General features: G+C 40.2%; 20 protein-coding genes, 1 rRNA gene and 1 riboswitch. Of the genes, 13 read left to right on the top strand and 8 right to left on the bottom strand.

The window, feature by feature from the left end; translation table 11 throughout:
* The first annotated feature begins 42 nt into the window (after nucleotides 1-42).
* A 5S ribosomal RNA gene (gene rrf / locus FH971_RS20175) occupies nucleotides 43-158 on the top strand.
* A 173-nt stretch (nucleotides 159-331) separates the two neighbouring features.
* Here rrf and gorA read toward each other — a convergent pair.
* From gorA to FH971_RS20160, 3 genes are all read right to left on the bottom strand, one after another.
* Nucleotides 332-1,687, bottom strand: a complete 1,356-nt coding sequence (gene gorA, locus FH971_RS20170; RefSeq protein ID WP_140235464.1) for a glutathione-disulfide reductase — start codon at nucleotides 1,685-1,687, stop codon at nucleotides 332-334.
* An 87-nt stretch (nucleotides 1,688-1,774) separates the two neighbouring features.
* Complete coding sequence (locus tag FH971_RS20165) at nucleotides 1,775-2,281, bottom strand: hypothetical protein (protein ID WP_140235463.1); 507 nt, start codon at nucleotides 2,279-2,281, stop codon at nucleotides 1,775-1,777.
* A gap of 80 nt (nucleotides 2,282-2,361) precedes the next feature.
* A complete protein-coding gene (locus FH971_RS20160; protein ID WP_206194437.1) occupies nucleotides 2,362-3,126 on the bottom strand; it encodes a hypothetical protein in 765 nt (254 codons plus the stop codon).
* A gap of 424 nt (nucleotides 3,127-3,550) precedes the next feature.
* Between FH971_RS20160 and prlC the strand changes: the two genes are divergently transcribed.
* The gene (gene prlC, locus FH971_RS20155; protein WP_140235462.1) at nucleotides 3,551-5,596 is read left to right on the top strand and encodes an oligopeptidase A; all 2,046 of its coding nucleotides are present in this window, start codon (nucleotides 3,551-3,553) and stop codon (nucleotides 5,594-5,596) included.
* A gap of 216 nt (nucleotides 5,597-5,812) precedes the next feature.
* Nucleotides 5,813-6,484 carry a flagellar brake protein gene (locus FH971_RS20150; protein ID WP_140235461.1) on the top strand — a complete coding sequence of 224 codons (672 nt, stop codon included), beginning with the start codon at nucleotides 5,813-5,815 and terminating at the stop codon, nucleotides 6,482-6,484.
* A 163-nt stretch (nucleotides 6,485-6,647) separates the two neighbouring features.
* Here the strand turns inward: FH971_RS20150 and FH971_RS20145 are convergent, their stop codons facing one another.
* Together FH971_RS20145 and FH971_RS20140 are read right to left on the bottom strand one after the other, a co-directional pair.
* Nucleotides 6,648-7,025, bottom strand: a complete 378-nt coding sequence (locus FH971_RS20145) for a carboxymuconolactone decarboxylase family protein (protein WP_140235460.1) — start codon at nucleotides 7,023-7,025, stop codon at nucleotides 6,648-6,650.
* A gap of 58 nt (nucleotides 7,026-7,083) precedes the next feature.
* The gene (locus FH971_RS20140; RefSeq protein ID WP_140235459.1) at nucleotides 7,084-7,440 is read right to left on the bottom strand and encodes a MerR family transcriptional regulator; all 357 of its coding nucleotides are present in this window, start codon (nucleotides 7,438-7,440) and stop codon (nucleotides 7,084-7,086) included.
* 338 nt (nucleotides 7,441-7,778) lie between these two features.
* Here FH971_RS20140 and FH971_RS20135 point away from each other — a divergent pair, with 338 nt between their 5' ends.
* From FH971_RS20135 to FH971_RS20125, 3 genes are read left to right on the top strand one after another with little or no spacing between them, the layout of a single operon-like run.
* Entirely contained in the window at nucleotides 7,779-8,354 is a 576-nt protein-coding gene (locus FH971_RS20135; protein ID WP_240778415.1) for a DUF2975 domain-containing protein, read from the top strand.
* Entirely contained in the window at nucleotides 8,354-8,563 is a 210-nt protein-coding gene (locus FH971_RS20130) for a helix-turn-helix domain-containing protein (RefSeq protein ID WP_137224187.1), read from the top strand. Before FH971_RS20135 ends, FH971_RS20130 begins: the two co-directional genes overlap by 1 nt.
* Nucleotides 8,564-8,578: 15 nt before the next feature.
* Nucleotides 8,579-9,442, top strand: coding sequence for an alpha/beta hydrolase (locus tag FH971_RS20125; RefSeq protein WP_140235457.1), 864 nt, complete (start codon nucleotides 8,579-8,581; stop codon nucleotides 9,440-9,442).
* A gap of 63 nt (nucleotides 9,443-9,505) precedes the next feature.
* Here FH971_RS20125 and FH971_RS20120 read toward each other — a convergent pair whose 3' ends face one another.
* A complete protein-coding gene (locus FH971_RS20120) occupies nucleotides 9,506-9,892 on the bottom strand; it encodes a VOC family protein (RefSeq protein ID WP_140235456.1) in 387 nt (128 codons plus the stop codon).
* A gap of 220 nt (nucleotides 9,893-10,112) precedes the next feature.
* Nucleotides 10,113-10,769 carry a 3,4-dihydroxy-2-butanone-4-phosphate synthase gene (gene ribB, locus FH971_RS20115; RefSeq protein WP_140235455.1) on the bottom strand — a complete coding sequence of 219 codons (657 nt, stop codon included), beginning with the start codon at nucleotides 10,767-10,769 and terminating at the stop codon, nucleotides 10,113-10,115.
* A gap of 96 nt (nucleotides 10,770-10,865) precedes the next feature.
* Nucleotides 10,866-11,040: riboswitch (FMN riboswitch) on the bottom strand.
* A gap of 274 nt (nucleotides 11,041-11,314) precedes the next feature.
* Between ribB and FH971_RS20110 the strand changes: the two genes are divergently transcribed.
* Both FH971_RS20110 and FH971_RS20105 read left to right on the top strand, forming a co-directional pair.
* Nucleotides 11,315-11,845 carry a thioesterase family protein gene (locus FH971_RS20110; RefSeq protein WP_137224199.1) on the top strand — a complete coding sequence of 177 codons (531 nt, stop codon included), beginning with the start codon at nucleotides 11,315-11,317 and terminating at the stop codon, nucleotides 11,843-11,845.
* A 115-nt stretch (nucleotides 11,846-11,960) separates the two neighbouring features.
* Nucleotides 11,961-12,650 (top strand): DNA-3-methyladenine glycosylase I, encoded by a 690-nt coding sequence (locus FH971_RS20105; protein ID WP_137224201.1) that lies wholly within the window; start codon nucleotides 11,961-11,963, stop codon nucleotides 12,648-12,650.
* 10 nt (nucleotides 12,651-12,660) lie between these two features.
* Here the strand turns inward: FH971_RS20105 and FH971_RS20100 are convergent, their stop codons facing one another.
* Nucleotides 12,661-13,269 (bottom strand): TetR/AcrR family transcriptional regulator, encoded by a 609-nt coding sequence (locus FH971_RS20100; RefSeq protein ID WP_240778414.1) that lies wholly within the window; start codon nucleotides 13,267-13,269, stop codon nucleotides 12,661-12,663.
* A 105-nt stretch (nucleotides 13,270-13,374) separates the two neighbouring features.
* Between FH971_RS20100 and FH971_RS20095 the strand changes: the two genes are divergently transcribed.
* The 5 genes from FH971_RS20095 to FH971_RS20075 all read left to right on the top strand — a co-directional run bounded on the left by FH971_RS20095 (nucleotide 13,375) and on the right by FH971_RS20075 (nucleotide 21,073).
* Nucleotides 13,375-14,478 carry an MBL fold metallo-hydrolase gene (locus FH971_RS20095; protein ID WP_137224205.1) on the top strand — a complete coding sequence of 368 codons (1,104 nt, stop codon included), beginning with the start codon at nucleotides 13,375-13,377 and terminating at the stop codon, nucleotides 14,476-14,478.
* Nucleotides 14,479-14,803: 325 nt separating this feature from the next.
* Nucleotides 14,804-15,952 (top strand): efflux RND transporter periplasmic adaptor subunit, encoded by a 1,149-nt coding sequence (locus FH971_RS20090; RefSeq protein ID WP_137224207.1) that lies wholly within the window; start codon nucleotides 14,804-14,806, stop codon nucleotides 15,950-15,952.
* 9 nt (nucleotides 15,953-15,961) lie between these two features.
* Entirely contained in the window at nucleotides 15,962-19,117 is a 3,156-nt protein-coding gene (locus FH971_RS20085; RefSeq protein ID WP_140235453.1) for an efflux RND transporter permease subunit, read from the top strand.
* A gap of 416 nt (nucleotides 19,118-19,533) precedes the next feature.
* Entirely contained in the window at nucleotides 19,534-20,073 is a 540-nt protein-coding gene (locus tag FH971_RS20080) for a hypothetical protein (RefSeq protein WP_140235452.1), read from the top strand.
* Between the two features lie 319 nt (nucleotides 20,074-20,392).
* Nucleotides 20,393-21,073 carry a lytic transglycosylase domain-containing protein gene (locus FH971_RS20075; protein WP_420853486.1) on the top strand — a complete coding sequence of 227 codons (681 nt, stop codon included), beginning with the start codon at nucleotides 20,393-20,395 and terminating at the stop codon, nucleotides 21,071-21,073.
* Nucleotides 21,074-21,087: the final 14 nt, after the last annotated feature.

Here is a 21,087-nt window from a genome sequence, read left to right as displayed (position 1 = left end):
ATTTAATGCATCAAGAATAATGCGTTAGATAAGCAAAATTTGTCTGGAAACCATAGAGCTGTGGCACCACCTGATCCCATTCCGAACTCAGAAGTGAAACACAGTATCGCCGATGGTAGTGTGGGGTCTCCCCATGTGAGAGTAGGTCATTTCCAGGCGCCTAATTGACTTGAAAGAGTCGTAAAAAAGCCCGCTATTATATAGCGGGCTTTTTTACATCTGTAATTTGTTGTGAAATGGTTAGCGGATAAACAGGAATAAAAAACCGAGAACAACAGTTATAGTCATTCTCGGTTAGTAATATGAGAGTTAATAATTTTAAATATTCACTTTACCTCATGGTAACAAACTCTTCCGCGCCAGTTGGATGTATCGCAACAACTGAGTCAAAGTCAGCTTTGGTTGCGCCCATTTTCATCGCTACGCCAAAACCTTGGAGTATTTCATCCATTCCAAAGCCTATACCGTGTATGCCGACTACAACCTCATTGTCACCTGCACAAACTAGTTTCATTTTACAGGCTTGACGATGCGAGGTTATCGCAGAGTACATAGAGGTGAATGTTGAGGTATACACTTTAATGTTTTCTTTACCGTGTTTTTCAGTAGCTTCTGGCTCTGTTAAACCCATAGTGCCGATAGGAGGATGGCTAAATACTACGGTTGGAATTAAGCTGTAATCCATTTTGGCATCTGGCATGTTACCAAATAACCGCTCAGACAATAACCGACCAGCTTTAACTGCTACAGGGGTTAATTCAACTCCTCCAGCCATAATGTCACCAACACAGTAAATACCTTTAGCCGTAGTATTTTGCTGTTCGTCTGTAATGACGTAGCCTTTTGCATCTAGCTTCACATCAGTATGTTCTAAGCCGATGTTGCCAGTTGATGGTGAACGGCCAATGGCCCAAATTAGACAATCAACAGTTAATATTTCTCCATTTTCAAGAGCTAAAGTTAGGCTGCCATCGTTATTTTTACTGACCGATTTGGGCACACTATTAGTGTGCAGTGTTGGGCCGTCAGTTGCCATTGCTTCAACTAAAGCGTCAGTTAAAATAGGGTCAAAGTTACGTAATGGAGCGTGCTTACGTACTAATAGATGAGTTTCGCTACCTAGCGCATGTAATACGCCAGCAACTTCTACTGCAATATAACCAGCACCTATAACGGCAACACGTTTAGGTTGTTCGCGTAAGGCGAAAAAACCGTCAGAATCGATACCATATTCAGCACCAGGAATATTTGGAATGCTTGGTGCTCCACCTGTTGCAACAACGATATGATCCGCTGTGTAATGTTCGCCATCGACTTCAATGGTGTTGTTATTGATGAAGCGACCATATCCATTTAATAAGGTGACTTTATTACTTGCAAACCCACGACCGTAAGCATCATGAATACGGCTAATATAAGCTTCACGATTGTCGACTAGAGTATTCCAATTGAATTTATTGACGGTAACATCAAAGCCATAGTCTTTAGCGTACAAATTCAGTGCTTCGGCGACGTGAGCACCATACCACATGACTTTTTTAGGTACACAGCCAACGTTAACGCAAGTTCCGCCAACTTGTTTTGCTTCAATAATTAATACTTTCGCGCCACGCATTGCTGCACGGTTTGCTGAGGCTATGCCGCCACTGCCTGCGCCAAGCGCGATATAGTCAAAATGTTGAGCCATGATGATCTCCATTACGGTTAATACCACCATTGTAAGGGGGTTTGTGTTTGCAATCTAGTCGTTAAGTTATTGCAAACATGGCAAAGCTTAGCGTTTGGGCTGGCAAATGCTGCGATCAACATCCGTGGGACCAGTGCTGGCGCACTTAAGGCAAGTGAATTCTCTTTTTCTAATATCAATTTCATCTTGATAATGACTAAATTGATTGTTTTTTGTCTGGCGTAGTTTCTTTTGCAGGTGTTTAAGGCGATTATCGAGCCAGCGACAACTTGGGTCATTGGCTATTGTGGACCTTGATGAGCGATTATTTGTTTGTTTTGTTATTTGGTTTTTAAGACTAGGTTTAAGGTAAATATCATCTGATTTATATTCTAACCCAGAGCGTGGTTTTTCGGGGACAATGATAACCTTACCCAGATGATCACTAGCATGTTGCGGAGGTAGTGAACTAGCATTATCATTGGTCAGTTGTGTATGTTGATTAGGCTCTTTTGTAATGAGATCAGTTAGCTCGCCAGCTATTAATAGCTTACTTGGGAATGTTAATAACACAATAAATAAGCTAGTTGAAATACGGGTGATTGGCGTTAACATAAGCTTCCTTGCTTGAGTAAATTGGGCTTTCTTATACCCTTAAGTTTAGCCTTCAAACACTCAAATACCAGTGAACCATGTTAAAAAGTTAAGTTTAAATACACTCCTGCATAAGTTTGATCTAAGCTGCCCTGAATACCATCAGTACTAGCTTGCTGTTTAATGTCTTCTTGAGCAATACTGTGGCTAATATGTGCAGATAATGACATTGAATCACTAATTTGATGTTCAGCTTCTAACCCAAATTGAAAATGATTAGCACCATCGTGTTGTTCGCTGCTATATTGAAAGTCAACACCTTGTACTACATAGGGTGTTAACGTGAGTTGTTCATTAATTTCCCATGGGCTATGCAAACTCAGTTCAACAAAATAACCGCCAGCCTCGGTAGCAAATGTGTAATTAATAGCAGGAATAAGCCAGCTAAAACCGTTATAAGTTAATGAACTGAAAAACTCATTGTCGGATGCGCGCTCATCACCATAAAACTCTAAACGTTGATAGCCAATAGTGGCGTCGACGTCATCATGTAAATGTAAGGTATATTCTAAACCTGCATTCCATTCAATATAGTGCACTTGGTCTGCTCGGCCTACTACAGCATAAACCGCTAGATCCTCTTGTTCGAAACTGGCAACACCCCAAACAATACCGCCTTTATCTAAATTATTGCGACCTTCTGATATGTAATGGTTATCCCAAGCTATATTAAATCCAATTGTTGGTTGGTTATCTGTTGTGGCGAGTGCTGGAATTGAAACCATTAAACTTACCCAAGTCATTACAACGAGAAAAAAAGAGTTAACACTATTTTTACGGTTAATGGTTGAGGTATAAAAGGTCATATTTGTTCTGCTCGCGGTTAAAATGTAAATAGATATGTCTTAATAAAGCGTATGGTAGTCTATTTAAAGTAAATTTAAATGATAATCAATTTTATTTGGGATCTATCTGTCAATATTAGTTTTGTAAATTAAATGTAAACTGAATTTGAGGTGTTGATCACTTTATTTGTCTAGTAATTGAGCTAGGAAGAGTTAGCTTTGTATTTAGTTAAAATGATACAGTCAAAAATGGTGATAAAAGACGTATGTATCATTTAGAAAGGCCCGTTATGTTTGTAGGGGTAAATTGTTTCAACGCTTGAAAATGACATCAGGTAACCCAATATAAGGTAGATACTCTCGGCCCGGGATCTGAATAATAAAATCCCATCTTTTAACCCAAGTTGAGGTTAAATACTCACGCGACATAATTCGAGGAATCTTTATGAGCAATCCATTGCTAAGTAGCGCAGAATTACCAGAATTTTCAAAAATTAAACCTGAACACATTCAGCCTGCGGTTGAGCAAGGCATTGCTAAATGTCGTGAGACCATTGATGCACTGTTAGCTAAAAATAGCCAATACACTTGGGATAACTTGATTGCACCTCTAGAAGAGGTTGATGATGAATTAAGTAAAATCTGGTCGCCTGTGTCACACATGAATTCGGTGATCAGTAGCGATGAATTACGTGATGCCCATGATGCTTGTTTACCACTACTGTCAGATTACGGCACTTATGTTGGACAGCATCAAGGTTTGTACGAAGCGTATAAATCGATCCACGAATCGGCAGACTTTGCACAACTAACTCAAGCACAAAAAATGGTGGTTGAACAAAGTTTACGCGACTTTGAATTGTCGGGTATTGGTTTAGATGACAGCCAGAAAGCACGCTATGGTGAAATGGTTAAGCGTTTATCTGAGCTAACCAGTAACTTTTCTAACCAATTATTAGATGCAACTCAAGCATGGAGCAAACTGATTACTGACGAAGCCGATTTAGCTGGTTTACCAGAGTCAGCCATCGCAGCTGCAAAAGCCATGGCAGACGCCAAAGAGCAAAAGGGTTGGCTATTCACCCTCGATTTTCCATCTTATTTACCTGTGATGACTTATAGTGAAAACCGTCAACTACGCGAAGAATGCTACCGTGCATTTGTAACCCGCGCGTCTGATCAAGGCCCTAATGCTGGTGAATTTGATAACACCGACAATATGAACGAAATTATTGCGCTGCGTCATGAGTTAGCAAATCTACTCGGTTTTGCCAACTATGCTGAAAAATCGTTAGCGACCAAAATGGCCGAGAATCCAGCACAAGTATTGGGATTTTTAAATGAGTTAGGTGAACGCTCTGAAGAACAGGCAGCAACTGAGTTAGTCGAGCTACGCACATTTGCTAAAGAGCACTATAACGTCACTGAAATGGCGTCGTGGGACTTAAGCTTTTATGCTGAAAAACTACAACAACACAAGTATGAAGTATCGCAAGAAATATTGCGTCCGTATTTTCCTGAAGACAAAGTATTGTCAGGTTTATTTTACACCGTAAATCGTTTATTTGGCTTAACCATTAGTGAACAAAAAGGTGTAGATACTTGGCATAAAGATGTTCGTTTTTTCAATATTCATGATGCCGATAAAGTGCATCGTGGCAGTTTTTATCTCGATTTATATGCTCGTAGCGGTAAGCGTGGTGGCGCGTGGATGGACGATTGTCGCGGTCGCCGTGTAACCTCTACCGGGCTGCAAAAACCAGTAGCATATTTAACGTGTAACTTTAATGGCCCGGTGGATGGCAAACCTGCGCTATTTACCCATGATGAAGTGACTACATTGTTTCATGAATTTGGCCACGGCATTCACCACATGTTAACCAAGGTTGATGTGGGCGGTGTATCGGGTATTAATGGAGTACCTTGGGATGCGGTAGAGCTACCAAGTCAGTTTATGGAAAATTGGTGCTGGCAAGAAGAAGCGCTAGCGGAAATATCTGGCCACTATGAAACGGGTGAGCCATTACCAAAAGAGTTGCTTGATAAAATGTTAGCAGCCAAAAATTTCCAGTCGGGCATGATGATGTTACGCCAACTTGAGTTTTCATTATTTGACTTTAGAATGCACCATGAATTTGACCCTAAAAAGGGTGTCGATATTCAGGGGATTTTAGATGAAGTTCGTAGTCAAATAGCGGTATTAACACCGCCAAGCTTTAATCGCTTTCAACACGGGTTTGCCCATATTTTTGCGGGTGGTTATGCTGCAGGTTATTACAGTTATAAGTGGGCCGAGGTTTTATCTGCAGATGCATTTTCACGTTTTGAAATTGAAGGCATCTTTAACTCGGAAACGGGTAAAAGCTTCTTAAACAACATTCTCGAAATGGGCGGTAGTGAAGAGCCTATGGAATTATTTAAACGCTTTATGGGACGTGAACCAAACACTGATGCTTTATTACGTCACAGTGGTATTGCTGCGGTGAAATAGGATTTATTGAAAAAGAGGAGACGCTAAATAAGTGCCTCCTCTTTTTCAAATTAACTGCATATTTAGTGTTTATTTAATCGCTAGTGTTTAATAAATATACGTTAATTTAATTTTACTGCACATTTTTACATTTGAAAGTGATATAACTATTGCCTTAGTTAAATTATCGCCATACATTTATGCTTGTAAACTTATCATCACTCTAATGGATTCTAGATGTTGACCGCGATTCCTACTCCTAACCCTATTTTTTTCGAACTTACTCCAGGTAAAATTGTTGATTTACAGATCGACTATCCGGTAAAAGTACGCATGAAAGCTGCTTTGGTTGGATATGAATTAGGGCAATATATTATCTTAAAGCATCCCGCACCTCAGAAGATGAGTAATTACAGTGATGTACTTGTCGAGGGTAATGGTGTTGTTGTGCGTTACTTATTAGAAGGGCAGCAAGGTGAATGCTATGCCTTTAGATCGACAATTAAAAATATTACTAAAATTCCTGAAAAATTTATATTTTTACGCTATCCAGATAAAATTGAAAATCGTCAACTTCGAACTCATCAACGTTTTATTACTCATTTACCAGCGTCAATAGTTACAAGAGAAGATCAAAATGATAAAAAGGTCGCCCAATTAAAAGGCATTATTTCGGATATTTCAGCCAAAGGATGTGGTTTTGTATTTAAAACTGATAATGCCCAAATTAAAGTGAATCCGAAAGATATTTTCATTATTATGCGTTCACCTAACGATAAAGAAATATTGATTCCTGCCAAGGTATGTAATAGCCGATTTGAGAATGGGAAAGTCAATGTTGGTATTCAATTTGAAGAGGATGATGAACAAGTTAAAACCTTATTGAATCAGCTATTTATTGATTTGTAACTATGTTGAAACTGTTATTTACCCCCATTGTCGCGTTGTTTTGGATTGGCTTACAATAGATAAACGCTATTATGCCAATCCATCTTATGAACACCATAAATGAAAAATTTTAAATAGACTTATTGCTATCATTCCATTTCTCGCAACGTGTCATATTTTTCTGTTATTCCTTCCGTTCTTGAAGTACTTCTTTAAACGCGAACATACCATTTAACGCTGCTGGAAAACCGGCATAAATTGACATTTGTAACAATATTTCTTTTACTTCATCTTCGCTGCAACCAACATTCAAAGCTGCATTCAAATGAACTTTGAGCTGAGGCCTACAATTGCCCAAAGCGGTTAGTGCCGCAACAGTGGCTATTTCTCGCGACTTTACATCTAAGGCGGGTCGGGTATAGATATCGCCAAACGGATATTCAATGGTAAATCGGGCTAAGTCAGGGCAGATATCTTGCAGGCTTTCGATAACATTATGACCTGCTTCGCCGTCAATTTTTGACAACTGTTCCAGACCTAAAGTGAATCTTGAGTTTGGCATTGATGTACTCCTATCGATAAGTAGAAGCCAAACCTTACAAGTTAGAGTTAACTCTAAGTCAACGGACTTTATTGGCTTTATACAAATTAATTTTGTTTTCAAGCGCCAATAAATGATTTTTCTGTTGCTCAATGTGAGCTTGTAATTGTTCTTTGTGGTACTCGAGTAACTGCTGGCGATTCAATACCGTACTTGCACCTAATGCTCGCAATTTAGCGTATTCCTGAATTTTGACTAAAGGCATCCCCGTGTCTTTTAGGCGTTTGACAAAATTAACCCATTCTAAATCTTTGGCTGTATAGACTCGATGGCCGCTACTATTTCGTTGAATCTTGCTGAGTAAACCGACTTTTTCATAATAACGCAGCGTATATGAAGATAATCCGGCTAACGTCGAAAATGCTTTCATATTCATCACGTTACTCCTGAGTTAATGGTTTTTTCTGTAAAATCCATATAATACAATCAGTTATTAACAATACTCTCATGTGTTATAGATGTGAAACAAAGCTATCGAGTAAAAGTTGTTGAGCATTATCAACAAAATTATGTCATCTATCTCGAGTTAATAGCATAGGCACTTTAATCATTTATTTCGATAGTCATTTATTGTGATTCAAACGGGTGATTTGGCATTCTGACTAATAGGTACATTAGCTTTAATACATTTAAAGTATCGTTTATCGATAATTTATTGCTGATAAAAGGTTTGTGTGTTAACTTCAGTTTAACATTAACCAGCTTAGAATGATCATGGATAGAATTGTCTCGTTAAGTAAATGGATTAAATTGCTGATTGTATTTTTAGCTTTATTACAAGTCACTAGTTATAGCGGCACTATGGTGTTCGGAGAATTCCAAGCGGGTGAATATGTGTTAACCATTGATTGGTGGGGTTGGTTTAGTAGTTATCTAGCTGTCGACTTTGGTACACCTTGGCAAGCTCTCGCTCAAAGCCTTTATTATGCGGGATTTCATCCTGGGATCATTCTGGGCAGTGTTGAAATTCTACCTTACCTGTTTATTTACTATTTTCTCTACCAACTTTTTGGTCTGTATCAGCAAGGTCATGTGTTTACTCCAAGTAACTTCCGCTGCTTGAGCCGTATAGCCTTAGTATTTTTAGTCTGGATTTTACTTAGCCTTTTCTACCCGATGATCATCGCATTTACATTGCACTTTAGTGGTACATCTAGTGCGGTACCTGTTTATTTTAGCCTTGGCAGTCAAGAATTAAAGTATGCACTTTTCGGAATGATTTTTTACTGTGTAGCATGGGTAATGAAGCATGCAACTGAGCTTCAAGAAGAGGCGGAGTTGACAATTTAATGGCCATAATTATTGAGCTGGATGTGATGTTGGCAAGGCGAAAAATGAAGTCCACTGAACTGGCTGAATTGATAGGTATAACCCCTCAAAATTTGTCGGTGCTTAGAAGTGGCCGCGCAAAAGCGATTCGATTTTCGACACTAGACGCTATTTGCGAGCATTTACAATGCTCGCCAGGTGACATTTTAGTCCACAAGGACGATGAATAAATTAAGGACAATAATATGCAAAATTTGCTTAAAAAAATAACCACAGTTGCAATGTTAGGCACCACAATGCTGGTTACTTCAGGGTGTACTATGCGCCTAAGTGAAAGCACCTTTATTGCCAGCGATGAAGTCCCCACAGCCTTTACCGCTGAGTTTACTCAACAATTACAGCAGGCGATGCCTAATCATTTGATTACCCCAGTCAGCTTAGAGTCAATTGATCACGTTAAGTTAAATGGTTTTTATATCGATAACCCCAATAGCCTTACAACCTTGGTCTTTTATCAAGGCAACGGCATGAAAATCGAACCACATGGCCTGTCGGTACTGACCACATTATCAACGCTCAATACCGATATTTTAGTAATGGATCGTCGTGGATTAGGGGCAAGTGAAGGCCAACCAAGCATTAACAATATTATTGCAGATGCACAGCAACAACTGGATTATTTACATCAGCAATATCAGCCTGAAAAAGTGATATTGCACGGTTACTCACTAGGCAGTTTTATTGCCGCTGATTTAGCAAAAAATAATAAAATAGATGCGCTGGTTTTACACGGTTCAGCAACTAATGCCGACGACTGGGTTGATGAAAAAACACCGTGGTATATGGCACCGTTTATGACTTTGGAAATGTCAGAAGATTTTCGTAAAACAGATAATAAGCAAGTGGTAGCGCAATATTATCAAGGGCCATTATTGGTGATTGCGGCAGAAGATGATGAAGAAGTCCCGCCTGAACTGTCTGAAAAACTGTTTGTAGCTAGTCAGTCAGCCAATAAGCAGTTAATTATGGTGCCCAACGTTGGCCATCAAGGCATGTTAGACGATGCCAATACCATGAGTCTGTATCAAACGTTTATTACTGCATTGTGATTTAGTTTGTCTCCAAGTTAATTTCACATGGATGTGAACAGATTCATTAAGCCACAATAGTTGCTATTGACCTAAAGGCGGCTGCCATAACTCCACTTTATTACCTTCAGGATCGATGACCCACGCAAACTTGCCGTATTCAGATTCATCTATTTTATCGAGGACATTACAGCCTTCTGCTTTGAGGGCTGCGACGACAGCGTGAAGGTCTTCAACGCGGTAGTTGATCATAAATGGGGCTTGGCTTGGGGAAAATTGGTCGCTTTTATCTGAACTTACCGCCCAGATAGTGGTTCCACCAGTGGGCTTGTCATTTGAGTCGCTCCAAGAAAAAGCCGCGCCGCCCCATTCCTGAACATCAATGCCGAGATGACGCTTGTACCAGGCTTGCAATGCAGGAGCATCTTTTGCTTTAAAAAATATGCCGCCGATACCAGTGACTCGTTTCATGTGAACCTCCGATGTTATCTTTTTAAAATTGATTTACTTATATTAAGATGTTGTTTTTTTATTTGCATTAGTTAATTTCAAATCAAGTCTTTCGTTATTTTTTATAACAGCAACAATTTTAAACATAAAAAAAGAGGTGCTTTGCACCTCTTTTTTGTGTCATTCCATTTTCATTCGCAGCCGATAAATATCTCGCGATGAATGACGCCTTGGTAACACATTACGCCAATTTTAAATCGTACTGATTGCGGTACATCACCATGTCTTCTATGGTCAATACGGGCATATTATGTTTGCGACCAAAAGCGATAATTTCTGGCGCTTTGGCCATAGTGCCATCTTCGTTGGTTAATTCGCATAAAACACCAGCTGGCATTAATCCTGCCATTTGCATTAAATCAACCGTGCCTTCCGTATGGCCACGGCGAGTCATTACGCCGCCAGCGCGAGCTCGTAATGGGAATACATGCCCTGGATGAGCTAAGTCAGAAGCTTTAGCGTCGCGGTTTGCCGCTGTTTTAATCGTGGTAACACGATCTTGAGCTGAAACACCTGTTGTTACACCAAGCTTTGCTTCTATAGAGATGGTAAAGGCGGTTTGATTGGCACTGTTATTATTAACAACCATCGGTGGTAATTGCAGTTTATTCGCGTGCTCGTCGGTTAAACATAAACACACAATGCCGCTGCATTCGCGGATCATTAATGCCATTTGGACGTTGGTTAAATGCTCTACTGAATAAATAACGTCGCCTTCATTTTCGCGGTCTTCATCGTCTAGTAATAATACGCCTCGACCTTCTCTTAATGCGGCTAATGCGTTTTCTACACGAGTGATGGGTTCGCCAAATTCGGCAAGTAGTGATAGCTGATTCATGGTTGTACTCCTAAAATGACCAGAATCAGGGCTTTAGTAAAGAGGGATATAAATCCAAAACAAATTGCACCTAAAAGCCGAAGCTTATCGATGTATCTCTATTCTCTCTCATCCGGACTATAACCGTCGGCTCTGGACTGTTAGGCTTTACCCGTTTAAGAGTTATAGCCTATGTCACCAGATCTGCTGACCTCGACGAATCGAGCGCTCGCGGGCTCACTTTTTCAAGTATACCGCCGGTGGGGAATTGCGCCCCGCCCTGAGAATTATAAACAATAAGTTTGTGTTAAATAATGGGAGCTTAAAGTGTGACTCCCCAAAATACACGCAACTATGGTAATCAGTTCAGATTAAGATGAAAAGGGGGATCGGTCGCATTAATGTAATAAAGCATTGCTAATGACTGTTTTATGAGAGGAACAATACTATTTCTCACTCACTTCAAGTATGACCTTGGCATATTATGTGTCGAATGAAGTGAACGTGCTTGCTCGCTGGTATGACCTTTGTTAGCCTGTTGCGCTTACATTAGGAGTAAATTGTTCATGAACCTGTATTTTCGTTTTATTTGGTTGTTTTTATGGCGAATAGGTCATTGTAAAAAAGTAAGTTTTTTAGGTACTAGCCGCATTGATTATCGTGTGTTGCCGTTAGATTGTGATATCAATTTGCATTTAACCAACTCTCGTTATCCTGCTTTTTTTGATTTAGCACGAACCTATTTGATTGCCGAATTAGGCTTGATGAAACAGTTTTTAAAAAATAAATGGTTACCCATAGTCAATGCTGCAGAATTTACTTATATCCGCGATATCAAACCGTTTGAAAAATTTACCATCGAAACTAAAATGGTCGGGTGGGATGAAAAGTACTTTTATATTGAACACCGTATTCTTACTAAGCGTGGTCTGCATTGTATTGCCCACGTTCGCGGGGTATTTATGTGTCGAGGCAAGCAAGTTCCTGTTGAAACCTTAATTGCAGCAGCAGGATACACTGATGACATGCCTGAAATGCCACCAGAAGTCGTTAAGTGGAAACAGTTTTTACAACTTAAAAAAGAGCGTAATATTTAATCTCCGAAAGTTGAAATATATTCCAAAGTAAACTGAATTGCTGGCTGTAACGTATCTGTGGCTCAGTGTTGATATATTATTTTGCCGTGTCGTTGATTTATTGTGAGGATATTGTGTGGCGAAGCTAGAAAAGTTTAATGATATATGGTCGCGCGCTTGTGAACGTAAAGGTGGTCCAGAAGCGGTAACGTCATTATTGCCAAAAACCTTAATGGCTGATGATATTCGCGAATATTCAGATGCCATTTTATTGTCAGCGCTCAGTAAGCAAGTCTTTCAAAGTGGCTTTGTTTGGCGGGTTGTTGTCAACAAATGGGCTGCTTATGAAAAAGCCTTTTTTGACTTTGAGCCGATGAAGGTTCTAATGTTATCACCTGATCAAATTCAACAACGTGCTAGCGATCCTGGATTAATTAGACATCAAAAGAAAACCCAAGCCATTGTTGATAATGCCTACATGATCCAACGTATTAGTGAAGAGTATGGTAGTTTTGCGGAGTTTATTGCTCAATGGCCAACGGATGATATTACCGGTTTATGGCAATCACTTAAAAAGCGTGGCACTCGTTTAGGCGGTAATACCGGGCCTTATTTTTTACGTACTGTAGGCAAAGATACTTTTTTACTTACCCAAGATGTACAGGCATATTTAACAGGGCATAAAGTGGTAGACGCGGGTTTTACATCGCAAACAGCTTTGCGTCAGTCCCAAGCGGCGTTTAATCAATGGCAACAAGAATCGGGCATGAGCTTGGCGCATATTAGCCGAGTTATTTCGCTTGGTGTTGGTGATAATCGGGTATAGCTTAATGTACTTATGCTTGATATCGAGATAGGAACATAACAACGATGGACGAAGCTACCTCATCTTTTTGTTGGTCATTTAATGGTTTTTCTATTTGAAATATTAAAGGCCAAAAACATTGACCCTTAATCAAGCTTTGTAATTCTGCTTGGGCTTGTTCAACATTAGTTACATTTAATCGAGCATCTTGAATTGCCGCTTTTATCCAACGAAAAGTGGCCGTTTCTTCCTTGATTATTTTTTGTATTTCTTCTTGTATTTCAGTCGTATAAAATAAATGTCCAATCACCATTCGTGATACTTCAATGTGTTCTTCTGATTGAATGTAATCAATATCTATTCGCACCAACTGTTGCAGTTGATCCGCCAAAGATTGATGTGAATTGTATACTAAAGAAGGTTGAGCTAATGCTTGCTTCCATAGGTCGGTCATTAAGCTTATGACCAAAGATTCTTTTGTCGCAAAATGATTGTATACCGTACGTTTAGATACCCCAGCCACTTCGGCTAATTTATCCATACTAGTAGCTGTAACCCCTAATTCTTTAAAGGTTGTTCTGGCTGCTTCAATAATCGCGGCACGTTTAATTTGGCTACGAGTTTGTTTTTCTGTATTCATGATAATCACGACAAAGGATTTATTTGATATATTTTACACTGAGCAGTTTACTTTTCAATGGGAGATTATTAAACTACACCGTGTAGTATACTTGTTGGTGCCAAAATGAAGGTTTTATCAGGTGTTATCATTGTTTTTATGGTGCTCGCAGCCATTATTTGGTTAACAAAAATTGGGACGGCAAACAAAAAAAATAAACCATTTACCAATAGCGAAAAAGCATACCAAGCTGGTTTAAGTAGTATATGGCCGATTGCCAAAGCTTATTGGAAAACGCAACGTCAGGCACCAGCCCCTAAAGATGCCGTTCCTTTGATAGCATTAACAGCAGATATATTGGCACAATCGACAGAAGATGCAGTATATCGCTTAGGCCATTCAACATTATTGATGCGTATAGACGGCGAATACTTATTAATTGATCCGGTATTCAGCGAACGAGCATCACCCGTACAGTGGGCTGGTCCAAAACGATTTCATCAATCACCCATTAGCATTGCTGATTTACCGGCGATAAAAACCGTTATTATCAGCCATGACCATTACGACCATCTTGATAAAGCTGCAATTGAACAATTGGCTGCTAACGTTCAGCATTTTGTGACGCCACTTAACGTCGGTGAATACTTAACCGCTTGGGGAGTTGACCCTATTCAAGTGACCGAACTGGAATGGTGGCAATCTGTTGAATTAAATGGCCTAAGTATTACTGCAACCCCGGCACAACACTTTTCTGGCCGCGGCCTATTCGATCGTAACCAAACGTTATGGGCGAGTTGGGTGATCCAAGGGTTAAAACACAAAGTATTTTATAGTGGTGACAGTGGCTATTTTAACGGTTTTAAACAAATAGGTGAGCGTTTTGGCCCCTTTGATCTGAGCATGATTGAAACGGGGGCTTATAATGAATTATGGAGCGATATTCATATGTTGCCAGAGCAGAGCTTACAAGCGCATATTGATGTTAAAGCCAAAGCAATGATGCCCGTTCACAATGGCACGTTCGATTTAGCATTACATGATTGGTTTGAACCATTTGAGCGCATTAATCTGCTAGCCAAGCAGTATAATGTCACCTTACTAACACCAAAATTTGGTCAAGCAGTCATGTTGGCCGACCCACAAGCTAATGAGCTGTGGTGGCATGCCATTATGGTTGATCCTAAAAAGATGGATGAATTAAATGAGGTTGTCACGAGTAACCACTAAATTATTATATTCATAGTGCATACAATTAAGTTGTGTGAGTCAAAAACGATTTTACCAACATGTTATTAAACAGTGAATTTAATGAGGTGTTCGGTCTGGTTTGTTTGATTATTTATTCAGATATCACAATCAATTAACAAATTAACTATAGATAACGTAAACTTATTATTTATTTACAATTTAATATCTATTGTTAAGTTGTTTGAATTTTATACCTATGCGATAAAGAACCCAGAAATTTTTATAGATTAATAATTAGCTATTATCAAATAAGCAGCTCAAAATTAAGCATGCCATATTGATATAAATCGGAGTAGGAGCAACCATGCATAAAGCATTGAAAGTCGCTGCAGTAATATCTGCAGCATTATGGATTACCGCTTGTGGTCAAGGGGATGAAAATGCCCAGGCGCAACAACAACGTCCACCTACTCCAGTTGGTGTGATGACTGTTGAAGCAGTTTCACAAGCTATTAAGGTTGAATTACCTGGCCGTAGCCGCGCTTTTTTGGAAGCCGAGGTGCGCCCACAAGTATCAGGAATTATTACTAAACGTGCCTTTGTTGAAGGTACCGAAGTAACACAAGGTCAGTCACTTTATCAAATTGATTCTGCCACTTATAAAGCTGCATTAATCAGTGCCGAAGCCGATTTAGCCAGTGCCAAAGCTTCGTTAGCATCAGCTAAAGCTAAAGCTGCTCGTTATGCACAATTGATTAAAACTAATGCAGTGAGTAAGCAAGATTTTGACGAAACAGAAGCGGCTTACAAAGAAGCACAAGCAGCAGTGACTGTGGCTAAAGCAGCCATTAATACAGCAAAAATTAATCTTGAATATACAGAGGTAAAAGCACCGATTTCTGGTCATATTGGTAAGTCGTCTGTGACTGCTGGTGCGCTAGTTACCGCAAATCAAAGTACAACACTCGCGACCATTCAACAGCTTGATCCGATTAATATCGATATTGTTCAGTCAAGTGCGCAACTATTACGTTTAAAAGCCAATTTGCGTTCAGGCCAGTTATTGAAAAGTGACAATGCTAAAGTGACCTTAATGCTTGAAGATGGCAGTACTTATGAGCATGAAGGTATATTGCAGTTTGCCGAAGTTAATGTTGATGAAACCACTGGTTCAGTCACATTACGTGCCGAGTTCCCTAATCCAGACGGCACATTGTTACCTGGTATGTACGTTCGTGCGATATTAAATGCTGGCCAAGACCCTCAAGCTATTTTAGTACCACAGCGCGCTATTACGCGTAATAGTAAAGGTCAAGCCGTCGCGATGCTCGTTGATAAAGACAATAACGTTGAAATGCGCGTGGTAAAAACCGCCGAAGTAATTGGCAATCAATGGCGTATTGTTGATGGCTTAGCTGCGGGAGATAAATTAATTGTCGAAGGGTTACAAAAAATTCGCGCAGGCGCACCCGTTTCACCACAAACATTAACGGCTGACCAACCACAAAAGTAGGGATAAATTATGGCTCGCTTTTTTATTGATCGCCCTATCTTTGCTTGGGTGATTGCATTATTAATTATGCTCGCAGGTGTACTAGCCATTAAAGGCTTACCCATTGCACAGTATCCGAGTATTGCACCGCCAACCGTGGTGATCAGTGCTTACTATCCAGGTGCTTCGGCTAAAACCATGGAAGATACGGTCACTCAGGTGATTGAACAGCAAATGACTGGCTTGGATCACTTACGTTATATCTCCTCCACCAGTGATAGTTTTGGTAATACCAAGATTACCTTAACGTTTAATGCAGAGGCCGATCCTGATATTGCCCAAGTTCAAGTTCAGAACAAGCTACAAGCTGCTACACCATTGTTACCGACTGAAGTTCAACAACAAGGCGTAAAAGTTAACAAGTCCAGTTCTGGGTTTTTAATGGTATTAGGTTTTGTGTCTCAAGATGGTTCAATGGGAAAAAGTGACATTGCTGATTATGTTGCTGCCAACATTCAAGACCCAATGAGTCGCGTACCTGGAGTGGGTGAACTCACGCTTTTTGGTGCGCAATATGCTATGCGAATTTGGTTGGACCCGCTTAAATTAACCCAATACAACTTAACCAGTATTGATGTTACTACGGCGATTGGTGAGCAAAATGCGCAAATTTCAGCGGGTCAGTTAGGTGGTGCGCCATCGCTTGCTGGTCAAGAACTTAACGCGACAGTGACAGCTCAAAGTCGTTTACAAACACCTGAGCAATTTAAACGTATTATTCTTAAATCTGATTCGTCAGGGGCAAATGTTTATCTTGAAGATGTCGCTAAAGTTGAACTCGGTGCAGAAAGTTACGCTGTCACTTCTTATTATAATGGTAAACCCGCGTCAGGTTTAGCTGTTAAATTAGCTACCGGTGCCAATGCACTGGACACAGCTACAGGCGTTAAAACCAAAATTAATGAGATGAAAGCATTTTTCCCGCAAGGGCTAGAAGTCGTTTATCCCTATGATACTACCCCATTCGTAGAGCAATCAATTGAAGGTGTTGTGCATACATTGATAGAAGCCGTTATATTGGTATTCTTGATTATGTATCTGTTCTTGCAAAACTTTAGAGCAACGCTTATTCCTACTATTGCTGTACCTGTGGTATTGCTAGGTACGTTTGCTGTGTTATCAGCAGCAGGTTTTACCATTAACACGCTCACCATGTTTGCGATGGTATTAGCTATTGGCTTGCTGGTGGACGATGCCATTGTTGTCGTAGAAAACGTTGAACGAGTCATGTCTGAAGAGGGCTTAAGTCCTGTAGAGGCCACTCGGAAATCAATGGATCAAATTACCAGTGCCTTGGTTGGTATCGGATTAACCTTATCGGCGGTATTTGTTCCTATGGCATTTATGTCGGGGTCCACAGGGGTAATTTATCGTCAGTTCTCCATTACTATTGTGGCCGCGATGGCTTTATCAGTATTTGTGGCAATTGTACTGACACCAGCATTATGTGCCACGATGTTGAAACCCGTTAAAAAAGGTCATACCTACGCTGAAACAGGCTTTTTTGGCTGGTTTAACCGTAAGTTTGATGCTCTTACTGTACGTTATGGGAATACTGTAGGCGGTATTATTAAGCGTTCATTCCGTGCCATGATGGTTTACGTTCTGTTGGTTATCGCAGTGGCTTGGATTTTCTTACGTATGCCAACCGCTTTCTTACCCGATGAAGACCAAGGTATCTTGTTTACCCAAGCTATTTTACCCACTAACTCGACCCAAGAAAGTACTGAAAAAGTGTTGCGAAAGGTGTCTGACTATTACCTAAATGACGAGAAAGACATTGTTAGATCAGTGTTTACCGTATCCGGCTTTAGTTTTGCGGGTTCAGGTCAAAACATGGGTATTGCGTTTGTTGGCTTAAAAGATTGGTCTACCCGTGAAGCGCCTGGTGAAGATGTGAAATCGTTGGCAGGTCGAGCAATGGGACGCTTTATGCAAATTAAAGAAGCCCTAGTATTTGCTTTTGTACCGCCATCAGTTATTGAGCTGGGTACCGCAAATGGTTTTGACTTGTATTTAAAAGACTTGAGTGGCCAAGGTCATGAAAAGTTAATTGAAGCTCGTAATCAACTGTTTGGCTTAGCAGCGCAAAACCCGAACTTAGTTGGGGTAAGGCCTAACGGTCAAGAAGATGCGCCTATGTATCAAATTCATTTAGATCATGCCAAATTACGTGCATTAGATATTGATATTAGTAATGCAAACACAGTGTTGGCAACTGCGTGGGGTGGCTCTTACGTCAATGACTTTATTGATCGCGGCCGCGTGAAAAAAGTCTATGTGCAAGGCGAAGCCAAATACCGCATGCAGCCAAGTGACTTAGACTCTTGGTATGTGCGCAATAGTAATGACGAAATGGTACCATTTTCGGCTTTTGCTACTGGCTCATGGGAGTATGGTTCACCACAGCTACAACGTTTTAACGGTGTTCCAGCGGTTAACATTCAAGGCGCAACGGCACCCGGTTACAGTACTGGTGATGCTATGGATTCACTTGAAGAAATGGCTAAACAACTTCCGCCTGGATATGCTTTAGAGTGGAATGGTTTATCCTATGAGGAACGTTTATCGGGTAACCAAGCGCCAAGTTTATATGCTTTATCGGTATTAATCGTGTTCTTGGTGTTAGCGGCACTGTATGAAAGCTGGGCAATACCATTATCCGTTATTTTAGTGGTTCCTGTTGGGGTTATCGGTGCGCTAGTGGCCATGAGTAGTCGCGGCTTATCTAACGATGTATTTTTCCAAGTGGGCTTGTTAACGACAGTGGGACTGGCAACTAAAAATGCTATCTTGATTGTTGAGTTTGCGAAGGAATACTACGAGAAAGGGTCTGGCTTATTTGAGGCAACCTTACATGCAGTTAGAGTGCGTTTACGTCCTATTTTAATGACCTCACTGGCATTTGGTTTAGGAGTTCTGCCGTTAGCGCTTAGTACGGGCGTCGGTTCTGGTAGCCAAAATGCCATTGGTACTGCTGTAGTGGGCGGTATGCTATCGTCGACATTCTTAGGTATTTTCTTTATTCCGGTGTTCTTTGTGGTCGTTGAAAGTATTTTCAGCAAGCGTAAAAAACCGACCGAGGAAGAAGAGGAAATTGTTGATAACGATAGAAAGTCGGTTTAATTTGTAAATTCGATTAAGAAAAGGCCCAGTTTTGCTGGGCTTTTTTGTGCCAGTAATAACAATATTAACCTAAGCATTAATAAACTTATTAACAAGCATTAAGTGATCATTTCAAAAGAGTATTTTGTTCATTTATAGTAACGAAACTTAAATAGTGTTTAAAAAACACTCATGAAAAATTAGCATTAGGCATTTGAAAAAATTGACTATTAAAATTTTAACTGTGTATTTAACACCCTAATACTCATTATTATTTATGTTATGCTTAAAATCTTAATTAAAACAGGTTTTTAACATCTTTTTGAACATGGTAAGTACTTTTGTGGTTACTTTTTAGCGAAGATATCGCTGATAAAGATGAACTTTTAATTAAATTATGATTATTATAGTGAATAACAAGAATAAAGGATGACACCATGCCGGCGCTGTTTATTAGCCTTATTTTAGCCGCTATTCTGGCTTATCTTTGGTATGCCAGTTTACTTAAAAAACGCACTTCAGCCATTGAAGCGCTAAAAGTGATCGACTCAAAAATTGATAAAAGACTGACATTGTTTACCGAGCTATGTCAGGAAAAACCTTCTTATCCACGTCCTTTGACAGATGACCAACAAGCCCAATTACAGCACCTGAAACAGCTACAACCTCAGTATGATTGGGATCAGCCTATTGAAGAATCAAATGTGGCTGGTGGCTCCTTGTCTGTATCGATAGCAGCTTGGCAACAAATTGACCAAGGTTTAGAGGCATTGTTAACCACTGTGAACAAAGACAAATTGTGTGCCGACCAGCTTGCCGAGTATATCCAGTTAGAGCTCGACTTTGTGCATGCGGAAGACTTTTATCGCAAAGCTGTAGAGGAGCTAAACAGTGGTGTAAAAATTTTCCCTGGTTCGGCAGTTGCTAAATTTGCTCATATCGCGCCGATGCCGATATTTGATCAAGTGAAGGAATAACCTCATGAAATGGCGTAATCGACAGACGCTATGGGGTATCGCTACGTTGCTGGCTTGCGTTTGTGTACCGATGCATGTACGAGCCAAGCAAGTGATTTACCCTGCCGTGGAAGACGTTGAAAAGCCGCAAATCAAAGCTAAGTATATTCCTGAGCAAGCTGCAGTAAAGAAACAGTTGTCGTTACAGCAATCTCAAACTTCCACCGCTGAAAATCGCCTCGTGCCAACTATTGATACATATAACGTGTTGAGTCGCCGCAACACTGAGCCAATCGATGAGCAATCAATTAATGATCAGCTGTCGTTGAATGCTGGTTATGTGGGCGATAAACAGAAACCGCGTACCTTAACCAACAATTATTCGTTAATGAAAACAGGCACAGTATCGAGTAAGCCTCGTGTTAAGGCCAATTATTCTGAAAATGGTATTGTCAGTGATTTAGGCGTTGAAAAGCGTAAAGTGTTTCAATACAAACAAACCAATGGGGTGATGGTGTTTAGCGATCAGCAACCGCTGGATGCAGACTATCAAGTGTTATTGTATGAATGTTTTGCTTGTCGAGTCGATTCTGTTATCGATTGGTATAAGATCCCACTATTTACCTCACATTTTGCTACCGACGTGGCTTTAGCTGCGCGGCAGTATCAGCTTGACCCTGCGCTCATTCGAGCTGTAATTCATGCAGAATCAGCATTTAAAATCGGCGCTTTATCCAAAGCTGGTGCCCAAGGGTTAATGCAATTAATGCCTGGTACTGCTAGTGATATGGACGTCGATGATCCTTTTAATGCTCAACAGAATATTCGTGGTGGCAGTCGTTATCTTGCGCAGTTATTAAGCCAATTTAACGGCGACATTGACCTTACTTGTGCGGCATACAATGCCGGCCCAACGACGGTTATGCAATACCGCGGTATACCTCCCTATCCTGAAACACAAGCTTATGTGAAGCGGGTGAAAATATTATTAAAACGCTACCAAAAAGCATTAGCCAGTTAATTTAAGGTATTTAT

It is taken from the genome of Shewanella polaris (assembly GCF_006385555.1).
GTDB classification, from domain to species: domain Bacteria; phylum Pseudomonadota; class Gammaproteobacteria; order Enterobacterales; family Shewanellaceae; genus Shewanella; species Shewanella polaris.
The sequence above is the reverse complement of the archived record's forward strand: the minus strand, read 5'-3'. Positions and strand labels throughout refer to the sequence as shown.